The organism is Nocardia sp. NPDC049190, from assembly GCF_040648115.1.
Taxonomy (GTDB): Bacteria; Actinomycetota; Actinomycetes; order Mycobacteriales; family Mycobacteriaceae; genus Nocardia.
Genome location: NZ_JBEZDE010000012.1, coordinates 38,445 through 54,175, shown reverse-complemented (window position 1 = coordinate 54,175; position 15,731 = coordinate 38,445). Strand labels below are relative to the sequence as shown.

The window sequence follows — 15,731 nt, the reverse complement described above, 5'->3', positions numbered from 1 at the left end:
AATGAGCCGCCGACCAACTGGTCAGCGGCTCATTCCAAGAGGTGTCTCAGTCCAGGTAGTCGCGCAGCACCTGTGAGCGACTGGGATGGCGCAGCTTGCTCATCGTCTTCGACTCGATCTGCCGGATGCGCTCACGGGTGACTCCGTACACCTGGCCGATCTCGTCGAGAGTGCGTGGCTGGCCATCGGTGAGGCCGAAGCGCAGCCGGACCACGCCCGCCTCCCGCTCCGACAGTGTCTCCAGCACCGATTGCAGCTGATCCTGCAGCAGCGTGAAGCTCACCGCGTCTACGGCGACCACTGCTTCGGAGTCTTCGATGAAGTCGCCGAGCTGGCTGTCACCCTCGTCGCCGATGGTTTGATCCAGTGAGATGGGCTCACGCGCATACTGCTGGATTTCCAGCACCTTTTCCGGCGTGATGTCCATTTCCTTCGCCAGTTCCTCCGGCGTCGGCTCGCGGCCGAGGTCCTGGAGCAGCTCGCGTTGGATGCGGCCGAGCTTGTTGATGACCTCGACCATATGCACCGGGATACGGATGGTGCGGGCCTGATCGGCCATGGCACGGGTGATCGCCTGCCGGATCCACCAGGTGGCGTACGTGGAGAACTTGTAGCCCTTGGTGTAGTCGAACTTCTCCACCGCGCGAATCAGACCCAGGTTGCCTTCCTGGATCAGGTCGAGAAACGCCATACCGCGACCGGTGTACCGCTTGGCCAACGAGACGACCAAGCGCAGGTTGGCCTCGAGCAGGTGGTTCTTGGCCCGATTGCCGTCGCGGACAATCCAGTTGTAGTCGCGGCGCATCGCGACCGGTAGCTTCTCGCCCTGCTCGGTGAACTCACGCACCTTCTCCGCCGCATAGAGGCCGGCTTCGATGCGCTTGGCGAGTTCGACCTCCTCCTCGGCATTGAGCAGCGCTACCTTGCCGATCTGCTTGAGGTAGGCGCGGACCGAGTCGGCCGAGGCGGTGAGTTCGGCGTCCTTGCGGGCTTGCCGTAGCGCCTCGGATTCCTCTTCGTCCCAGACGAAATCGCCGGAGGCCTTGTCTGCCGCGGTCGGCTCGTCGGCCTCGCCTCCGGCTTCTTCGCTCTCGGGTTCCTCGGCGACCTCGACCAGATCCTCGCTGTCGGCGAGGTCGTCCTCGGACACCTCCAGATCGCCGAGATCGTCGAGATCGAGCGACTCGTCCTCGAGCGTTTCATCGGCGCCGGGCTCGCCGTTCGGGCCTGCCTTTTTGGTGGCCTTCTTCGCTGGAGCCTTGGCTGCCTTGACAGCCCTCTTGGCAGGGGCCTTCTTGGCGGCGGCCTTTTTTGCCGGAGCCTTCTTGGCGGCAGCCTTACTGACCGGCCGTGCTGCGGTTACATCTGCGGAGTCGGCATCGGCCGAATCGGCGGTCTGACGGGTATTCGTGGCTACCACGTACGCCCTTTCGTGACGGTCTCGTGCGGCGTCACGCCAGAGTGGTTTTCCGGCGGAGCGGTCTGTCGGGTTGCACCGGCGGATGGCCGGTCGGGGTTTCTCCGGCTCAGCCGGGCACGTTCCATTGTAACGATCTAACCAGGGTACCTATGGCACGATGCCGGGAACGGTATCCACCGCCTCGCCCGCGCGCCTCATGGGGCGAGGCCGGCATCGATCGCCATGGCAGCACCGACAATGCCCGCGGCGTTTTTCAGGTGCGCGGGGATGACGGTAGTTCGATTGGTGAGCAACGGGATCCACTGCTCGGCATCCCTGCTGATGCCGCCCCCCGCGACGATCACGTTCGGCCAGAACAGGTTCTCCAGCGTGATCAGCACCGTGCTCACCTCGGCGGCCCACTGCTCATAGGACAGGCCCTCGCGTTCCTTCACGGAGGCCGCGGCGCGGTGTTCGGTCTTCCTGCCATCGATCTCGACGTGGCCGAGTTCGGTGTTGGGTACCAGCGTGCCGTGGTAGAGCAGCGCGGAACCGATACCGGTGCCGAAGGTCAACATCAGGACGAGACCGGCGAAAGCCTTTGCCGCGCCGTAGCGGTCTTCGGCCAGACCTGCCGCGTCCGCGTCGTTGAGCACCGTGACTTCGCGACCCCCGAGGGCGGCCGAGAACATCGCTCTGGCGTCGGTGCCGATCCACGACTTGTCGATATTGGCCGCCGTGCGCGCCAAGCCGCCCAGCACCACAGCCGGCAATGTGATCCCGACCGGGCCGTGCCACTTGGCGGCGGCGACCAGCTCGGCCACGGCTGCGGCCACGGCATTGGGTGTCGAGGGCTGCGGCGTCGCGATCTTGATCCGTTTATGGACCAGGTCGCCGGTAGCCAAATCCACGACGGCGCCCTTGACGCCGCTGCCACCGATATCGATACCGAATGCGTGCCCCCGAGCGGACATGACTTCAGCCCTCATTTCCTGTGCTTGGCCGGTGGGAAGACAGCGTCTCGCGCAGGACCCCACGACGCCGCTGGGTGGCGTTGCGTAGGGGTGGCCGACGACGGCGCTGTGTCGTGCACAACAAGCCTAATAGGAGATCGCGCTGTGCGGTTCGGAGGATGTGTGATGCGATGGACGGCGTGCCGGAAACCTCATCGCCAGTGTCCGACTCCACCTCCGACTCCCTCTTCTCGATCGTCGCGCGCGGCGACGAGGCGGATCTGCGCCGCGTCGCGGTCGATCTCGCCGAGACCGCCGCTGCTCATGTCCGTGCCCGCCGTCCCGACGTGTTCGGGCCCGCGGGCACGCACGCCGACGGCGCCGTACAGGCCAAGAGCCACGCGACCGACCCGGTGACCATCGTGGACACCGAGACCGAAGAGCTCGTTCGAAGATTGCTCGCCGAGCAGCGGCCCGGCGACCCGATCGTCGGCGAGGAGGGTGGTGGCAGCCTCGACGACACGGCCGCGGATACCGTCCACTGGGTGGTGGATCCGATCGACGGCACCGTCAACTTCCTCTATGGCATCCCCGGCTACGCCGTCTCGGTGGCCGCGCTACGTGGCGGGCGTCCGGTGGCCGGCGCTGTGGTGGACGTCGAGCGGGCGGCGACCTACAGCGCCGGGCTCGGGCTCGGCGCGTTGCGCGTCGGCGCCGACGGCGTAGTAGAGCATTTGCGATGCACGCCGGTCGATACGGTCTCGATGTCGTTGGTGGCTACCGGATTCGCCTACGGCAGGCAGCGCAGAACCAGGCAGGCCGAGTTGGTCGCGCAGGTGCTGCCGCACGTGCGCGACATCCGCCGCTTCGGCGCGGGCGCGTTGGACCTCTGTCACGTCGCGGCGGGCCGGGTGGACGCGTATTACGAGCACGGCCTCAACGCCTGGGACTGGGGTGCGGGCGCGCTGATCGCCGCGGAGGCGGGCGCGCAGCTGATTCTCCCGCCCGCGACGGCGCCGGGCATCGACGGCGACCTGGTGGTTGCCGCCGCGCCCGGAATCGCCGACGAATTCATGACACTGCTGCGCCGGGTGGGCGCTACCGAGCCGATTCCCGATCGGTGATCAGCAGCGGGCTTGCCGCGCAGCGTTGAGCAGCTCGATATCGATCGAGGTCGAGTCGCCCGGCGCCGGGTTCTTGAGTGACCGCAGCACCTCTTCGGCGTCGTTGCTCGGCCGGATGTCCCGGAACAGTGATCCGAGCACCAGATCGACCGTGTCGTCGCCGCGCTGATCCTCGATCAGCTCGGCGCACGGCGCGACCAACTGAACCGCGGAGGCGGCCGGTCGGCCGCTCGCGCCGAAGCGAATCTGGCCGGTGCATTCCAGGTCTCCGTTGACGTATACCGAATCGTTGCCGTATTGCATTCCCGGTGCACTGCCGAAACCGAGGTCGCCGAGCTGGGCAGCGACGTGGGTGGCCTGGCCGCGCTGGTTGTTCGCGTTGAGCACCCGTACTTTGCTGGCCGCGAGCGGCGCTGGTTCCACGTCCTGCAGTCGGCCCGCGCCGACTCGCTGACCGAGTGGAACCGGTGGCGGCGCACCGGGATCAATGGCCGGGCTCGGGGCATTGCAGGCCATTGCGGTGGTGTTTGTATCTTGGGTGGTCAGGGCCTTGATCCAGACGATCCCGCAGACCAACGCGAGAACGCCGAGCAGAATGAGCCAGGGCTGGGGGCGGCGCCGAAGGAAGGGGCGACCTCGGGAATCTGTCGCGCTGCCTTCGGTGATCAGTGAAACCACGAGCACACTCTACGAAAATGTGTCCGGGCCGCGTGCACGCCAGGTCTCGGCGAGTTCCGCGGTTGGTGTCGATTGCCCCTCAGTTTCGACTCGGCTGTGTTTTCATTGCGACTTTTCCTTCATAGTCCGCTATTGTCTGGCGGCCCAGATCGAATCATCAGCGGCGGAATCGGTGGTCGGTCGCGGGAACAAGAAGGGCATGTCCTGCGTTTACCGAGCGCTATCCGGAGTGGATCCGCCCGATCCGCCCTGATAGGTGACCGGTGTGCGTGTGACGTGCACCACCGGCGGGGCGGTACCGGTCGCGTCGATTCCGCCAGGAATCGGGTGTGAGCGGACCGGCTCGGGATATACGGAGTTAGGACGAGGGGAAGACGACATGGCAACCGACTATGACGCACCGAGGCGCACCGAAACCGACGATGTGTCGGAAGATTCGCTGGAGGAGCTGAAGGCTCGTCGTAACGAGGCACAGTCCGCCGTCGTGGACATCGACGAATCCGATACCGCGGAGTCGTTCGAGCTTCCCGGCGCAGACTTGTCCGAGGAAGTGCTGACGGTTCGGGTGATCCCGAAGCAGGCCGACGAGTTCACGTGTTCCAGCTGTTTTCTGGTGCACCACCGGAGCAGGCTGGCCAGCGACAAGGGCGGTCAGATGATTTGCATGGATTGCGCCGCCTGATCTCTGGCGAGATCGACAACCAATGTGTCAGCCCGCGCTCGGTAGACCGAGCGCGGCAAGGACCTGTTCGGGCCGTCGCGTACTGATCAGCCAGTACGGCGTCGGATCGTCCGGGTCGTCGAGTACGAGCAGAACCATCGGCCCGACCCAGGGGCGATGTTGTACATAGGCAGCGGGGTCGAGTTGGCGACCGAGCGCCGCGCTCTTTGCCGTAGCGGCCACGGTGGCCGCGCGGGCCACGAAATTCGCCGGCAGGTGCGCGCGGTCGGCCCGTAGCTCTGGTGTGCCGGCAGCGTCCGGCACCACCTCGACTCGGTGGCGGCTCAGCCACACGAGTACCCAGACCGGAACAGGGAACAGCACCACATAAGGCAGCCACGCACGCAACCCCGGGGCGCCCATATGGATCTCGGCGGCGAGCAATCCGGTGATGGCAAACGCCACCGGCCACCACCACAGCGGCACCCATAGGCGCTCCTGGTAGGGACGCGTGGGCTGGTGTTTCTCGTCCATCGTCGAGGGGTTGGGCCGGTCCGACACGAGTCAACACTAAGTCACGAGGGCAAACAGCCTGCGCGTAGGCTCGTCCAACGTGAGCGCACCTTCACCCATACCCTTGCTGCGGCTGGATCCCGGCATTCCCATACCCACGCGCGCCCATGACGGCGACGCGGGTGTAGACCTGTGCACCACAGAAGACGTCATCCTTGAGCCGGGGGAACGGGTGCTGGTCGGCACCGGTATCGCTGTCGCGCTGCCCGTCGGCACGGTCGGCCTGATCCATCCCCGCTCGGGGCTCGCCGCCAAGACCGGGCTGTCGGTGGTGAACACCCCCGGCACCGTCGACGCCGGGTATCGAGGGGAGATCAAGGTGTGCCTGATCAACCATGACCCGCGCACACCGATCGAGCTACGCCGCGGCGACCGGATCGCGCAACTCCTGGTGCAGCGCGTGGAACTGGTGGATTTCGTGGCGGTCGACTCGCTCGACGAAACGACACGGGGTGCGGGTGGTCACGGCTCCAGCGGTGGTCACGCGAGTCTGACCGTGCGGACAGGTGGGCCGGGCCGGGCGGCCGGCGAGGAGGCATGACGGGAATGTTCGGAAAGAGAAAGAAGTCGTCGGACCGCTACGCCGACGAGCGGTACGACGAGGTGGACGACTACGAGGACACCGAATACGACGCCGACTACGAGGACGTCGACTACCAGTCCGAGTACGCCGACGAATCCGAGTATGCCGACGAATACCCCTACGACGACGATGCCCCGACCGACGAACGCTCGTACGCGGGAGTGGACTTCGACGCCGACAGGCCGTCCGGGCAGCCCGGCCCCTACGACTACGACGACGTCGCGGAGCTGCTGGAGGCGGTCTCGGAGCAGCGGCTCGACCTGGGATCGGTGCTGCTTCCGGTTCCGCCCGGTGGTCAACTGCAGGTCGAGATGACGCCGGAAGGTCAGCCGCAGGCGGTGCACCTGGCCACCGAGCATGGTCGGATCACGGTCGCGGCCTATGCCGCGCCCAAAACATCGGGCCAATGGCGACTGGTGGCAGCGGATCTTGCCGACTCGCTGCGCAAGGACGGCGCCAAGGTCGCGGTGGAGAACGGGCCGTGGGGCCGCGAGTTGCTGGCCATCACCGAGGGGGCCGACCTGCGTTTCATCGGCGTCGACGGCTATCGCTGGATGGTGCGGTTGGTCGCCGCGGGCCCGTCCGGTGCGGCGAACGACGGCAGCCCGCTGGTCAGGGCGGCGCGAGCGATCATGAGCGAGACCGTGGTCCGGCGTGGCGAAGATCCGCTGCCGGTGCGCGAGCCGCTGCCGGTGGTGCTGCCGCAGCAGTTGTCCGACCAGTTGGCCGCGGCCCATCAGCAGCAGGTCGAGGCTCAGCAGCAGGCGATGGCCGTGCAGGCGGCCGCCACCCGCACCGGGCCACCGGCCGTGCTGCCTCCGCGCATCCCGGAAGGGCCGCGGCGCGGCGCGGACGGCTCCGCGATGCAGCAGCTCGGGCTGAACTGACCGGTGCCGAACTCAACGCACGGCACATGGCACTCAACGCATGGCGCCGATTCCCCGGTGCCCCAGGATCGCGGGGTCGGCGCCGAGTTCGTCCAGGGTGATCCGGTACAGCTGCGCGTGCGGCGCGAGTGCGGCCCACTCTTCGGCGACTGCCACCGGATGTACCGGGTCGTCGACGGCGGCGATCACCGCGATCGGCCGTGGGAAGGTGACCAGCCGTTGCGCGTCCGGCCACTTGTAGTCGGCAGCCTCCTCCAGTGCCTCGGGCAGGTGTGGCCACTGTGCCCGCCACGACTGGGCGAGCGCCTCGGCCAGCCAACGTGGGCTATCTGCCCGCATCCGCTCGGTCACCGCGGCAAGACCGTCGGCCCGCAGTTGCTCCGCGGTGGCCGTCGCGCTGAGTGCTGCGGGACAGCCGACCGTGTCTGACCCGGTCCACGCCGGAAGGGCCGCCACGACCCCGACGACGCGGTCCGGATGTTCGGCCGCCCACTCCAGCGCGACCGCGGCACCGAGTGAGATTCCGGCCGCCAGCACCGGCCCCGAGCGCGCTGCCGCAGCCAGGGCGGCCCGGTAGCTCGCGACCACCGCGCGCGGATCAGGTTCCACCGCAACCAGGTCTAGACCGTGCGCGGCGCTGGCCGGACCGAAAGCGCGGGTGGCGAAGTCGGCGTCGGACCCGCTACCGGGCAGCGCTACGACGCTGGTGGGTTGTGCCGAGGCGAACATCGGACCGAGCGTAGCGGGGGTGGCGCGGCCCATCTACAGTGGCGGTGTACGGCCGCAGCCGGTCGTGAAGTTGGAAACCCACGATGGTGTGCGACCCACGCCATGTGCTCTATGCAGGAGAGCGTGCACAATGTCCGCAGCCTCAGGTTACTTTCGACGTCTGGGCCGCAAACTGACCGAAGACATCGATCAGTTGGATGCCGAAGAGCTGGCCGAGACCTCGGAGGCGTCAGGAGCTTGTCGGGCGTCGGAGTGTCGGCGCGGTGAAGAGGCCACCATGCTCGGTAGGCTCCGCAGTGTCGAAGCATGTCCGAAGTCCGCAGGCGCCAGCGTGCAGGCCGAGTTCTTCGACGGCACCGACGCCATCACCCTGGTGTGGATCGGGCGCAGACGTATTCCCGGTATCGAGCCGGGGCGGCGCATCCTGGTCCGCGGTCGGGTCGGCGACCGCGATGGTCGCAAAGTGATCTACAACCCCTACTACGAATTGCGCGGGAACAGCTGACGTATGCCATCGAGCAACGACAACACAGGCTCCACCGATCGCACCGGCCTCGACGAACACGTCGGCCGTGACGAGGAACATGCCGAGCAGACCCTCCTCGAACAACTAGGCGGCTTCAGCGGCCTGATCTACTCGACTCTCCCCGTTGTCGTCTTCGTCCCCGTGAACAGTTTCGCCGGGCTGACCGCGGCGATCTGGGCGGCGCTGGGCGTGGCCGCGGCTGTTCTGGTCTGGCGCTTGGTGCGGCGCAATCCCGTCCAGCCCGCCATCTCCGGGTTCCTCGGAGTAGGTGTCTGCGCGCTCATCGCCTACCGAATGGGTGAGGCCAAGGGCTTCTTCCTGTTCGGCATCTACACCAGTCTCGTCTATGCCGGCGTGTTCCTCGTCTCGATCCTGGTGCGCCGGCCCTTGGTCGGCGTGATCTGGGGGGTGTTGAACGGCCACGGCAGCGACTGGCGTTTCGACCGGCGATTGGTGCGGCTCTACGACCTGGCCACCGCCACCTGGATCGTCGTGTTCGGTGCCCGCTACCTTGTGCAGTCGCAGCTCTACGACACCGACCGGACCGGCTGGCTGGCGTTCGCGCGGATCGCCATGGGCTGGCCGCTGACCGCGGTGGCGCTCGCCGTCACCATCTGGGCGGTCCGCCGCGCGGGCCATCTGCCCGCCAGAACGGTGACCGCGACCGGATCGTCGGCCTGAGGGCGTCGACCTCCGTCGTCGACCCGTGAATTTCACCGGGGTGGGGTGAGTCCCACCGCCGAGGTGGTTGGTTACCCACCCTGGGGTATCTGGTTGCTGCCCCGAGTTCGTCAGACGATCAATGCGTACCGAAGGAAAACACGCACTGATCGGCAAGGGAGGACTCGGACGTGGCTACCGAGCACAACACCGCGACACTGCCCGAGAACCACAGCCCGGCTTTGTCGGAGAGCCGCCGGGTGTCGGCCGAGCTGGACAAGCTGATCGGCGCCGCTGTCGCGGGTGACCGCCACGCGGTCGCCGAGATCGTCCGGCTCGTGCACCCGGTGGTCCGCCGCTACTGCACCGCGCGTCTGGGCAATACCGCGCACCTGCAGGTCACTGCCGACGATGTCGTCCAGGAAGTCCTGCTGGCCACCGTCAACGCGATCCCGCGCTACCGCGACCAGGGCAAGTCGTTTCTGGCCTTCGTTTACGGCATCGCGGCCAACAAGGTTGCCGACGCGTTCCGCCGCTCCCAGCAGCACCCCAGCTATCCGATGGCCGACATTCCGGACGTCGCGTGCTCCGCCGCAGGACCAGAGGAGTGGGCGCTGGCCTCCGAACGGCGAACGGCCACACGGGAACTCATGAAGGTGCTGGCGCCCGCACACCGTGATGTGCTCGTCATGCGGATCGTGCTCGGCTGGTCGGCGGCGCAGACCGCGGAGGCGATCGGCACCAGCCCGGGCGTGGTTCGGGTCATGCAGCACCGCGCGCTGAACAAGCTGCGCGCCGAGCTGAAGGTGGCCGCGTAGTCCTCGACTGTCCCGCCGACGACCGAGCGGCACCGGCCGCACCCTAGAATTACGGCCGGAAGCCGTGGTTGGCGAGTTCCACCCGGAGGTCTTCCTCCGCCTCCACCGAGGTCACGAACAGCAGTTCGTCGTCGCCCTCGAACGGATCGTCCGGCTGCGGCACGATCACCCGCCCGCCGCGCAGGATCGTCACCAGGGCGGCATCGCGCGGCAGGGTGAGTGCGCGCACCGGTTTGCCGGCCAGAGCGGTATCCGCGGGCAACGTCATCTCCACCAGGTTCGCCTGGCCTTGACGTAGCGTCATCAGGCGCACCAGATCTCCGACGGAGACCGCCTCCTCGACCAGCGAAGCGAGCAGCCGCGGCGTGGACACCGCGACGTCGACGCCCCAGGACGAGTCGAAAAGCCATTCGTTACGTGGATCGTTCACTCGCGCGACCACCCGGCGCACGCCGAACTCGGTTTTGGCGAGCAGGCTGTGTACCACGTTCGCTTTGTCGTCGCCGGTGGCGGCGATGACCACCTCGTAGGTCTCCAGACCGGCGTCTTCGAGTAGTGCGAGTTCGCACGCGTCCGCGTGCACCCAGACGGCATCCGGGATCGCGGCGGGGTCGATATGCTCCAGCTCGCGCTCCAACAGCATGACCCGGTGCCCGCCGCGCAACAGCTCCTTGGCGATCGATCGGCCGACGGCGCCTGCTCCGGCGATAGCCACTTTCATGTTCAGTCCTCGCTTGCTGGGGGCTTCGCCGCCAAGGCGACGGCCTCGCTGACGGTGCCGGACGTGGCGGCGACGTAGACGATGTCGTCGGCCTGGACGATGGTCTTGCTGTCGGGCAGCAGTCCCTGGCCGAATCGGATGATGAACGCCACTCTTGCCGCGACCGTCTGCTCCAGGTCGCGCACGGTGCGTCCGTACCATTCCTCGTGCAGCGTCAACTGCGTCACAGCAACTGTTCCGGTCGGGTCGCGCCAGGTGGTGGTGCTGGGTTCGCCGATGAGCGCCCGCAGGAAACGGTCGGTGGTCCAGGGCACCGTAGCGATGGTGGGGATGCCGAGGCGCTCGTAGACGGCGGCGCGCTTGGCGTCGTAGATCCGGGCGACCACGCGCTGCACGCCGAACATCTCCCTGGCCACCCGCGCGGAGATGATGTTGGAGTTGTCACCGGAGGAAACCGCCGCGAACGCGTCTGCCCGCTCGATTCCCGCGCTGATCAGCACATCTCGATCGAAACCGACACCGGTCACCCGCTCACCGGGGAAGTCGGATCCCAAGCGGAGGAAGGAGCTGGGGTCCCTGTCGATCACGGTGACTTCGTGACCTACCCGGACCAGGGCGTGCGCCAGCGATGAGCCGACGCGCCCGCAACCCATGATCACTACGTACACCGTGCAACCTCGTTCCTGGAACCATGGTGTTCGGTCTGCTTTTCTGTTCGGTCGAACGGTACCCGTCGAATGATTCCACCGGCCACGTTCCCCTTCCCGTCACCGGGCAAACCTGCGAGCCAGCTGCGCGAGGCATCGTCCGGGGGCCTATGCTCGCTCCAGTGTCCAAATTGACGACGGCAGCGAAACGAGTGCTGCTGGGTAGGCCTTTCCGCAGTGACTCGCTGGGCCACACCCTGCTGCCGAAGCGAATCGCGCTTCCGGTATTCGCCTCCGACGCCATGTCCTCGGTCGCGTACGCACCCGAAGAGATCTTCCTGGTGCTGTCTGCGGCGGGCATCTCGGCCTATCTGTACGCCCCCTGGGTCGGACTCGCGGTCTGCTTCGTCATGGCGGTGGTGGTGGCCAGCTACCGGCAGAATGTGCACGCCTACCCGTCCGGCGGCGGCGACTACGAGGTCGCCACGACAAATCTCGGTCCGAACGCGGGCTTGACCGTCGGTAGCGCGCTCCTGGTCGACTATGTGCTCACCGTCGCGGTGTCGATCTCCTCGGCCGCTTCCAACATCGGCTCCGCCATTCCGTTCGTCGCGACGCACAAGGTGCTGTTCGCGGTCGTGGCGATCGCCGCGCTCACCGCGATGAACCTGCGCGGTGTCCGCGAATCGGGCAAGGCGTTCGCTGTCCCCACCTACGCGTTCATCATCGGCATGGTCGTCATGCTCGTCTGGGGGCTGCTGCGGGTCTACGTGCTCGGTGACGAATTGCACGCCGAGTCGGCCGGTTTCGGGTTGAAGGCCGAGGACGAACACCTGTACGGCTTGGCGTTCGCTTTCCTCATCGCGCGGTCGTTCTCCTCCGGTTGTGCCGCGCTGACCGGTGTGGAGGCGATCAGCAACGGCGTGCCCGCGTTCCGCAAGCCCAAGTCGCGTAACGCCGCCACCACGCTGCTGATGCTGGGGACCATCGCGATCGCCTTGCTGATGGGCATCATCATCCTGGCTCAGAAGATCGGAATCGTCTACGCGCACAACGCCTCCGATCTGATCGGCGCACCCCCGGATTACCATCAGAAGACGCTGGTCGCGCAGCTCGCCGAAACCGTTTTCGGCGGGTTCCCGATCGGGTTCTTCTTCATCACCATCGTGACCGCGCTCATCCTGGTACTCGCCGCCAATACCGCGTTCAACGGGTTTCCGGTGCTCGGCTCGATCCTGGCCCAGGACCGCTATCTGCCGCGCCAGCTGCACACCAGGGGCGATCGGCTGGCATTCAGCAACGGCATCCTGTTCCTCGCCGGCGCGGCCATCGCCTTCGTGGTGCTCTTCGGCGCCGAGGTGAGCAAGCTGATCCAGCTGTACATCGTCGGGGTGTTCGTGTCGTTCGTCCTCAGCCAGACCGGTATGTTGCGGCACTGGACCCGTCTGCTGCGCAACGAGACCGATCCGGCGCAGCGGGCGCGGATGAAGCGGTCGCGGGTGATCAACGCGGTGGGGCTCAGTGCGACCGGCGCGGTACTGATCATCGTGTTGATCACCAAATTCTTCGCGGGTGCCTACATCGCCATCTGCACCATGGTCGCGATATTCGTCGTGATGAAACTTATTCGCAGGCACTACGATTCGGTGGCCCGTGAACTGGACGAGCACGATTGGGACGGGGTGCTGCCCAGCCGCTCGCACTCCATCGTGCTGGTGTCGCGGCTACATCTGCCCACCCGCCGCGCACTGGGATACGCCCGTGCCAGCCGCCCCGACACGCTCGAGGCGGTGACGGTGAACGTCGACGAGGCCGACACCAGGGCGCTGGTGCGCGAATGGGAGCAGAGCGATATCACGGTGCCGCTCAAAGTGATCGAGTCGCCGTATCGGGAGATCACCAAGCCGGTGCTCGACTATGTGAAGCGGGTGCGCAAGGACGCCCCGCGCGACGTGGTGACCGTGTTCATCCCCGAGTATGTGGTCGGGCACTGGTGGGAGCAGGTGCTGCACAATCAGAGCGCCTTGCGGCTGAAAGGCCGGTTGCTGTTCGAACCCGGCGTCATGGTGACCAGCGTGCCGTGGCAGCTGAGTTCGTCCACGCACGCGAAGGCGCCCGGCGTGGTGAACGCCCCGGGTGCGGTGCGGCGCGGATACGGCGGGGAGCGGCCATGATGTCCTCGGGTCGTTCGGAATGAGTGACTGGCGGGGAAACACGTTCGAGGCGCGACTCGGACCGCCGGGACACGGCGGCTTCTGCGTCGCACGACACGAGGGACGTGTGGTGTTCGTCCGGCACGGGCTGCCGGGTGAGTTGGTGCGCGCGCGGGTCACCGAGGATCGTGGCGGCTCGTTCTGCCGTGCCGACGCGGTCGAGGTGCTCGAGGCGTCGCCCGATCGCGTGCCAGCCACCTGCCCGGTATCCGGCCCGGGCGGCGCGGGGTGCTGCGATTTCTCCTTCGCCACACCGATGGCGCAGCGCGCGCTGAAGGCCGCGGTGGTCGCCGAGCAGTTGCGGCGGCTGGCCGGGATCGACCGCGAGGTGCTGGTGGAGCCGATCGCCGGAACCGATGACGCCATCGGTGGGTGGCGCACGCGCGTGCGGCTTGCGGTCGACGCTCAGGGGCGGGCCGGTGTGCACCGGTACCGCAGTAGCGAGGTGATCGCGGATCTGCGCTGTCCGCAACCGGTTCTCGGGGCGCTGGACGGTGTCGCGGATCGGCTGTGGACCCCGGACGCCGACCTGGTGATCGCGGTGGACGGCGACGGGATCCGGCACATCGTCGAGCTGGCGCCCGCCGCCGCGGCCGAGTACGGCAGGCGCGGCGGCGATCGGCGGGGCGCGGGCAGGCGTCGATCGGACTTCGGCGACGGGGGAGTCCGAGGGCACAACCCGCGCGGGGGTCACGACCGTCATGGTGGCAGCCGCGGTGGGCCTGGTGACGGACGAGCCGGCGACGGCCCGCCACGCGACGAGCGCGAGAGTGGGCGTCGTGGATCCGGCGGGCGCGGTGGCGCTCGGCATAAGGATGACCCGGCCGCGGCGGGTTCCCCGCGGCACGACGAGCGTCGGGCCGCGGCAGCGCGGCGTGCCGCCACCCTGGCCGAGCGCGACGAGTGGGTGTTCGAGGGCAGCGGTCGAGCGGTGGAGTACGTGGCCGGCCGTCGGTGGGAGATCGCCGTGACTGGTTTCTGGCAGGCGCATCGCGATGCGGCGCAATGCTATTCGGATCTGGTCTCCGAGTGGTCCGGGCTGACGCCGGGTGGAAGCGCTTGGGATCTCTATAGCGGCGCAGGCGTTTTCGCCGCACGGATGGCCGAACAGGTCGGTCGGAGCGGGGTGGTGGTCGCGGTGGAAACCACCCGGTCCGCCGTCGCGGACGGTGTTGCCGCGCTGCGCGATCTGCCGTGGGTGGAACTTCGCGCACAGCGGGTGGAGCGCTGGGCGGTCGAGCACGTCGACGCGGCGGCGCCGGATGTCGCGGTGCTCGACCCGCCGCGGGCCGGTGCGGGCAAGGAGGTGGTGGGCGCGGTCACCGCGAGTGGGCCGACGCGGATCATCCACGTCGGTTGCGACCCGGCGGCCTTCGCTCGTGATCTCGGTCTGTACCAGGCGGGGGGCTACCAGCTCGCGGATTTGCGTGCGTTCGACGCGTTCCCGGCGACGCATCACGTCGAATGCCTCGCGCTGCTGGAGCGCTGAGCGGTCAGTCCTCGTAGACAGGTCGACGGCGATCGCGGCGGGCCCGGACGGCCTCATCGAAATTGCCGGTGGTGAGGCGGACGTAGAGCTGGGCCATGCCCTCGTGTTGCATGTGGGATTCGAAGCTGCCCGCCTCCAGGCCGCTCCACAGCATGCGCTTGGTGAGTTCGGTGCCCACCCGGCTGAAGCCGATGATCCGCTCGGCCAGCTCGTAGCAGGCGTCCAAGAGCGTCGTCGCGGGGACGGTGCGGGAGACCAGGCCGATGCGTTCGGCTTCGGATGCGTCGATGTCGCGGCCGGACAGCATGATCTCGAACGCGCGCGACGCACCGATGGCCCGCGGCAGCAGGTAGCTGATACCGAGTTCGGCGGAGGTGAGACCGTTGTTGATGCCCGCGGCGCGGAAGTACGCGTCCTCGGCGGCGATCCGGATGTCGGCACCCACGGCCAGGCAGAAGCCGCCGCCGATGGCCGCGCCATTGATCGCGCCGATGACCGGCTGGTGCATCCGCCGCAGCGTGATCATCACGTCGTTGAGCAGATCCATCGAGCGCCGCGCGACGCTGGTGACCGTCAGGCCGTCCGCGTTCGGCACTGTCCCGGCGCTGTGCAGGTCCGCTCCCGAGCAGAACCCGTGCCCCGCGCCGGTCAACACGACGACGCGCACACTGTTGTCGGCGCCGACCTCCTCCAGCGCCTCGCGCAGCGGAATCATCACATCGAACGCCATCGCGTTCATCCGTTCGGGCCGATTGAGCGTCACCAGGGCGACATGCGGCCGGGGTGTGTCGATGAGTACGAACGACATACGACCTCCCGATCGGTGACGACCTCAATATAGGCACGACCTGCTCGGCACTGTGGCTGATTCCGGCACCGGGGGTGGCGACCGCCGGATATCGCGGGCACGATGATTCGGATGCCCGACACGGGCGATGTGTTACCCCGCAGGCGCGGCGGATCGGTGGTGTGGAAACTGAACCAGCGTTGCTCGGTCGCCCGAATCGCCGAAGTCGTCGCTGCGCCGGACGGAACGGTTTGTCCGCTCCGGATTCCCAGCCGCGCGGACA

The 15,731-nt window shown here is 67.5% G+C and carries 17 protein-coding genes; 9 read left to right on the top strand and 8 right to left on the bottom strand.

What is annotated here, in order from left to right:
• Positions 1–46: 46 nt before the first annotated feature.
• Complete coding sequence (locus AB0B25_RS13250) at positions 47–1,420, bottom strand: RNA polymerase sigma factor (protein ID WP_357177900.1); 1,374 nt, start codon at positions 1,418–1,420, stop codon at positions 47–49.
• 194 nt (positions 1,421–1,614) lie between these two features.
• Positions 1,615–2,373 (bottom strand): polyphosphate--glucose phosphotransferase, encoded by a 759-nt coding sequence (ppgK, locus tag AB0B25_RS13245; RefSeq protein ID WP_357178171.1) that lies wholly within the window; start codon positions 2,371–2,373, stop codon positions 1,615–1,617.
• A 200-nt stretch (positions 2,374–2,573) separates the two neighbouring features.
• Between ppgK and AB0B25_RS13240 the strand changes: the two genes are divergently transcribed.
• Positions 2,574–3,476, top strand: a complete 903-nt coding sequence (locus AB0B25_RS13240) for an inositol monophosphatase family protein (RefSeq protein WP_357177897.1) — start codon at positions 2,574–2,576, stop codon at positions 3,474–3,476.
• Here AB0B25_RS13240 and cei read toward each other — a convergent pair whose 3' ends face one another.
• A complete protein-coding gene (gene cei / locus AB0B25_RS13235) occupies positions 3,477–4,154 on the bottom strand; it encodes an envelope integrity protein Cei (protein WP_357177895.1) in 678 nt (225 codons plus the stop codon).
• Between the two features lie 379 nt (positions 4,155–4,533).
• Between cei and AB0B25_RS13230 the strand changes: the two genes are divergently transcribed.
• A complete protein-coding gene (locus AB0B25_RS13230) occupies positions 4,534–4,836 on the top strand; it encodes a DUF4193 domain-containing protein (RefSeq protein WP_174186817.1) in 303 nt (100 codons plus the stop codon).
• A gap of 27 nt (positions 4,837–4,863) precedes the next feature.
• On the opposite strand, the gene AB0B25_RS13225 is transcribed toward AB0B25_RS13230, so the two are convergent.
• The gene (locus AB0B25_RS13225) at positions 4,864–5,349 is read right to left on the bottom strand and encodes a DUF3093 domain-containing protein (protein WP_357178168.1); all 486 of its coding nucleotides are present in this window, start codon (positions 5,347–5,349) and stop codon (positions 4,864–4,866) included.
• Positions 5,350–5,428: 79 nt separating this feature from the next.
• On the opposite strand from AB0B25_RS13225, the gene dut reads away from it, so the two are divergent.
• Together dut and AB0B25_RS13215 are read left to right on the top strand one after the other, a co-directional pair.
• On the top strand, positions 5,429–5,929 hold the full coding sequence (dut, locus tag AB0B25_RS13220; protein ID WP_357177892.1) for a dUTP diphosphatase: 501 nt from the start codon (positions 5,429–5,431) through the stop codon (positions 5,927–5,929).
• A gap of 5 nt (positions 5,930–5,934) precedes the next feature.
• A complete protein-coding gene (locus tag AB0B25_RS13215) occupies positions 5,935–6,858 on the top strand; it encodes a DUF3710 domain-containing protein (protein ID WP_357177889.1) in 924 nt (307 codons plus the stop codon).
• A gap of 33 nt (positions 6,859–6,891) precedes the next feature.
• Here AB0B25_RS13215 and AB0B25_RS13210 read toward each other — a convergent pair whose 3' ends face one another.
• A complete protein-coding gene (locus tag AB0B25_RS13210) occupies positions 6,892–7,587 on the bottom strand; it encodes an alpha/beta hydrolase (RefSeq protein ID WP_357177886.1) in 696 nt (231 codons plus the stop codon).
• Positions 7,588–7,717: 130 nt separating this feature from the next.
• Here AB0B25_RS13210 and AB0B25_RS13205 point away from each other — a divergent pair, with 130 nt between their 5' ends.
• The 3 genes from AB0B25_RS13205 (at position 7,718) to AB0B25_RS13195 (ending at position 9,591) form a co-directional block, all read left to right on the top strand.
• On the top strand, positions 7,718–8,092 hold the full coding sequence (locus AB0B25_RS13205; protein WP_357067478.1) for an OB-fold nucleic acid binding domain-containing protein: 375 nt from the start codon (positions 7,718–7,720) through the stop codon (positions 8,090–8,092).
• 3 nt (positions 8,093–8,095) lie between these two features.
• Entirely contained in the window at positions 8,096–8,794 is a 699-nt protein-coding gene (locus AB0B25_RS13200) for a DUF3159 domain-containing protein (RefSeq protein ID WP_357177883.1), read from the top strand.
• Between the two features lie 170 nt (positions 8,795–8,964).
• Positions 8,965–9,591, top strand: a complete 627-nt coding sequence (locus AB0B25_RS13195; protein ID WP_357177880.1) for a sigma-70 family RNA polymerase sigma factor — start codon at positions 8,965–8,967, stop codon at positions 9,589–9,591.
• A gap of 49 nt (positions 9,592–9,640) precedes the next feature.
• Here the strand turns inward: AB0B25_RS13195 and AB0B25_RS13190 are convergent, their stop codons facing one another.
• Both AB0B25_RS13190 and AB0B25_RS13185 read right to left on the bottom strand, forming a co-directional pair.
• Complete coding sequence (locus tag AB0B25_RS13190) at positions 9,641–10,312, bottom strand: TrkA family potassium uptake protein (protein WP_357177877.1); 672 nt, start codon at positions 10,310–10,312, stop codon at positions 9,641–9,643.
• 2 nt (positions 10,313–10,314) lie between these two features.
• Entirely contained in the window at positions 10,315–10,980 is a 666-nt protein-coding gene (locus tag AB0B25_RS13185; RefSeq protein WP_357177875.1) for a TrkA family potassium uptake protein, read from the bottom strand.
• 161 nt (positions 10,981–11,141) lie between these two features.
• Here AB0B25_RS13185 and AB0B25_RS13180 point away from each other — a divergent pair, with 161 nt between their 5' ends.
• Entirely contained in the window at positions 11,142–13,133 is a 1,992-nt protein-coding gene (locus AB0B25_RS13180; protein WP_357177872.1) for an APC family permease, read from the top strand.
• Between the two features lie 19 nt (positions 13,134–13,152).
• Positions 13,153–14,661, top strand: a complete 1,509-nt coding sequence (locus AB0B25_RS13175) for a TRAM domain-containing protein (RefSeq protein WP_357177869.1) — start codon at positions 13,153–13,155, stop codon at positions 14,659–14,661.
• Positions 14,662–14,665: 4 nt separating this feature from the next.
• Here the strand turns inward: AB0B25_RS13175 and AB0B25_RS13170 are convergent, their stop codons facing one another.
• The gene (locus tag AB0B25_RS13170) at positions 14,666–15,469 is read right to left on the bottom strand and encodes an enoyl-CoA hydratase (RefSeq protein WP_357177866.1); all 804 of its coding nucleotides are present in this window, start codon (positions 15,467–15,469) and stop codon (positions 14,666–14,668) included.
• Between the last annotated feature and the right edge of the window lie 262 nt (positions 15,470–15,731).